4 protein-coding genes and 2 pseudogenes are annotated in these 3293 nt (G+C 67.2%); 1 reads left to right on the forward strand and 5 read right to left on the reverse strand.

What is annotated here, in order from left to right; translation table 11 throughout:
• Positions 1–149: 149 nt before the first annotated feature.
• From VGI62_RS17015 to VGI62_RS17035, 5 genes and pseudogenes are all read right to left on the reverse strand, one after another.
• Positions 150–839: pseudogene (locus tag VGI62_RS17015) on the reverse strand (MIP/aquaporin family protein); the annotation flags it as partial.
• Positions 836–1366: an arsenate reductase ArsC gene (locus VGI62_RS17020; RefSeq protein WP_331505721.1), complete on the reverse strand. Its 531-nt coding sequence runs from the start codon at positions 1364–1366 to the stop codon at positions 836–838. The gene VGI62_RS17020 and the pseudogene VGI62_RS17015, both read right to left, overlap by 4 nt.
• Entirely contained in the window at positions 1363–1728 is a 366-nt protein-coding gene (locus VGI62_RS17025) for a metalloregulator ArsR/SmtB family transcription factor (protein WP_331505722.1), read from the reverse strand. Before VGI62_RS17025 ends, VGI62_RS17020 begins: the two co-directional genes overlap by 4 nt.
• A 2-nt stretch (positions 1729–1730) precedes the next feature.
• Positions 1731–2243, reverse strand: a complete 513-nt coding sequence (locus VGI62_RS17030; RefSeq protein ID WP_331505723.1) for an ArsI/CadI family heavy metal resistance metalloenzyme — start codon at positions 2241–2243, stop codon at positions 1731–1733.
• Between the two features lie 165 nt (positions 2244–2408).
• Complete coding sequence (locus VGI62_RS17035) at positions 2409–3083, reverse strand: TetR/AcrR family transcriptional regulator (RefSeq protein ID WP_331505724.1); 675 nt, start codon at positions 3081–3083, stop codon at positions 2409–2411.
• Positions 3084–3100: 17 nt separating this feature from the next.
• Between VGI62_RS17035 and VGI62_RS17040 the strand changes: the two are divergent.
• A pseudogene (locus VGI62_RS17040) lies at positions 3101–3293 on the forward strand (hypothetical protein); the annotation flags it as partial.

A 3293-nucleotide genomic window follows, 5' to 3' on the forward strand; every position in this document is an offset into this window, starting at 1 on the left:
GATCCGGTTTCCGGCGACAGTGGATCGGCTGAAGAACTGCAGGATCACGACTGCGGTTTGTGACGACCGGAACCGGCTGGACGCTCATCAGAGTGAGCTCGCTCCCTCGCGGCGATGAAAACGCTGGTCGTGGCCACACGCGCTTCGCTGAGCAGCCACTTCGCTACCACGGCGGCCACGCCGGCCCCGATGACCTGGGCTGCGATGAACGCCGGCGCCGAAGCCGGCGCTATGCCGGCGAAGGTGTCGCTGAGGCTGCGGGCGAGCGTCACCGCGGGGTTGGCGAACGAGGTGGAGGCTGTGAACCAGTAGGCCGCGGTGATGTAGAGGCCAACCGCCATGGGCGTGAACGCCGGCCTGAAGCGCAAGGTGGCCAGGATTGTGAGGATCAACCCGAAGGTGGCCACGAATTCCGAGAAGGCCTGCGCCGGGCCGTCTCGCAGCTTGGTCGAGACTTGAAGGATGGGCTCGGCGAACATTGCGTGGGCGACGAAGACCCCAAGGATGGCGCCGACGATCTGGACGGCCCCGTAGGCCGCCGCCAGCCGCCACGAGAGCTCGCGCCGCATTGCGAAAGTAAGCGTAACGGCAGGGTTGAAGTGGGCGCCGGAGATTGGCCCGAAGATCACGATCAGCACCACCAGGGCCGCACCGGTGGCCAGCGCGTTTGCCAGCAGCGCCAGGGCGTCGTTCCCGCCGGCCAGGCGCTCGCCCATGATCCCGGAGCCGACCACGACCGCCAGCAGCAGCGCCGTGCCCAGCGCCTCGGCCCCCAGCCGACGGCTGGCGTCGAAGGGCTCTGGCGGCGGTTCCGGGCCCGTGCGGGGCGCCTCGCTCATCCGGCGGCCGGCGCCTGCACGCCGGTCTTGCCGATGTCCTCCAGCCGCTTCTGCAGGGACAGCCTGTCCAGCTTGTCCATTGGCAGGTTCCTGAAGAGGGTGATGCGGTTGTTGAGCATCCGATAGGTGTCGGCGAAGGCCAGGCCGATCTCCGCTTCGTTGCCGCTCGCCCGCGCCGGATCGGGCATGCCCCAATGCGCGCTCATCGGCTGGCCCGGCCAGATTGGGCAGACCTCCCCCGCCGCGTCGTCGCAGACCGTGAATACGAAATCGAGCTCGGGCGCGTTCGGATTGGTCTCGCGGGAGAACTCTTCCCAGGGCTTCGAGCGATAGGCGCTGGCCTTGTAGTTGAACTTCTCCAGCAGCGCGAGCGCGTGCGGATTGACCACTCCGGTCGGATGGGAGCCTGCGGAATAGGCGACGAATTTTCCCGCGCCTTCGCGGTTCATGATGGCCTCCGCCATGATCGAGCGGCAGGAGTTGCCGGTGCACAGGAAGAGGACGTTGTAGGGGCGGTGTTCGCTCATAGCGGAGCTCCGGAGGTTCCGGCGGGGGCTGGGCAGGATCGGTTCGCGACTTCCAGCAGCGGCGCGCAGATCTCAGGCTTGCCGGCGCAGCAGTCCTCCATCAGGAAGCCCAGCAACTCGCGCATCCGGTCGTAGGCCGCGGCGTAGATGATCGACCGCCCATCTCGCCGCGCGGCGATCAGGCCGGCGCGCGTGAGCACCGCCAGATTGGCCGAGAGCGTGCTTTGAATGGCGCCTGTCGCCCGGGCGATATCGCCCGCGGCCATGCCGTCCGGTCCGGCCTGGACCAGCAGCCGAAATACATCCAGGCGGCCCTCATGGGCGAGCGCGCCCAAGGCTGCGATGGCGGGGGTCTTTTCCACGGTCAGCCGCCGGACGACGTCTTGGCGGAGGCCGGCGCGCAGCAGGATGAGGTCGCGGCGGCTTCGACCCTGGCCGAAGGCGCGGGCCCGCAGCACGCTGAGCTGGTCGGGGCCGAGGCTTCAAGGGCGGCCAGGGCCTGGCTCTCGCCATAGGTGGTCGCTTCGCCATGGGTGAAGAAGGTCTCCCAGCGCAAGCCCGCCGGGTCGCTCACCCAGCTCTTGTCGGACTTGGCGTAGCAGCAGGTCGTGTCGGCCTCATCGAAGGTCCGCGCACCGGCGGCTTTGAGACGGTCCGACAGATCAGCGAGCTCAGCGGGGGTCTCCACCTGGATGCCGACGTGGTCAAGCCCGGACGCCCGGTGGGTTGAGATGGCCAGGTTCACCTTCGGATCCTCCAGCATCCACTTGGCGTAATCGTTCTTCACGACGGTCGGGGGAGCGCCGAACAGCGTCTCGTAGAATCGGATCGACTGGGCGAGGTCGGGCACACTCACGTGCAGGTGCAGGCGTTTCATTACGGCCGTCCTTGGAACATCATATCCAACGATAGTTTTGGAATTATCGAAGAGTCAAGGGGGGCGTAGGCGCCAAGGCGGCGCCGGTGTCGGGAGGCGGTTATGGGGGGAGCATGATGAAATGCCGTGAGACGCACGGGGGCGCGCTCGCGCGCGTCGGACAGATCAGCTGACCTTGATCGCAGCCGCCGTCATGCGCGCAAGTGTCTTGAGCCCACGCCGGTCGCAACGCTCGCCAAGCAAGACAATGCGCCAGTAGAGGGGGCCGATCAGGACGTCTGTCGCGGCGCGCCGATCGACGTCGCTCGGCAACTCTCCACGGGCGATGGCCCGGTCGATCAGAGCCTTGACCTTCTTCTCCCGCGCCATCTCCCCCGGCCGCATCGCGGCCGCCAGAGCCGGCTCGCGCGGGATCGCGGTGTAGAGGTCAGGCAAAATGCTGCGGACCAACGGGTGGCGCAGGATGCGTCGGACGGCAAGGAGGGCCGCGTAGAGGTCGGCCTCCAGAGACCCTTGGTCACCGGGATCGCTCAGTAAGATGGCCGTGGCCGAGAGTTGCTTGACGAGGTCGCTGGCCATGTCGGCCTTGGAGCGCCAGCGACGATAAAGGGCCGCCTTGCCCACGCCTGCCTTGCGGGCCACGGCATCGAGGCTGAGCGCCGAGTAGCCGACCCGCGCCCATTCCTCGAAAAAAGTCTGCGCCAGGGCGTCGGTGATCTGGGGCCGCTTCAAGGCCGCGCCGCTCAGGCGGGGGGCGTTCGCCGTCGTGGCGTCCGTCGCGACGGAACCGTTGCGTTCCATCGTGCTCTGATCTATCTCGTCGAGACGATCCTGTTCCATCGGTGGAGATTTAGCCTGTGCCCGACACCAAGCCAACCGTCATCGATATGCTGATGGGCGCTCTGGGCGACCGCATCGACCCGGCAGCGACAAACTTCGTCGAGATGATCTCCGACAACTTCGTCATGGAGTTCCCCTTCGCGCGTCCAGGCATGCCCACGCGGGTTGAAGGGCGCGCCGCGGTGCTGGCCCACCTGGTGAAGGTCGGCG

Origin of the sequence: Phenylobacterium sp. (assembly GCF_036495085.1) — a bacterium.
Lineage (GTDB): Bacteria > Pseudomonadota > Alphaproteobacteria > Caulobacterales > Caulobacteraceae > Phenylobacterium.

Excerpts from the sequence above, each read along its gene's own strand:
- VGI62_RS17020 (WP_331505721.1), bottom strand. The coding sequence starts at position 1,366 with ATGAGCGAACACCGCCCCTACAACGTCCTCTTCCTGTGCACCGGCAAC.
- VGI62_RS17030 (WP_331505723.1), bottom strand. The coding sequence starts at position 2,243 with ATGAAACGCCTGCACCTGCACGTGAGTGTGCCCGACCTCGCCCAGTCG.
- VGI62_RS17035 (WP_331505724.1), bottom strand. The coding sequence starts at position 3,083 with ATGGAACAGGATCGTCTCGACGAGATAGATCAGAGCACGATGGAACGC.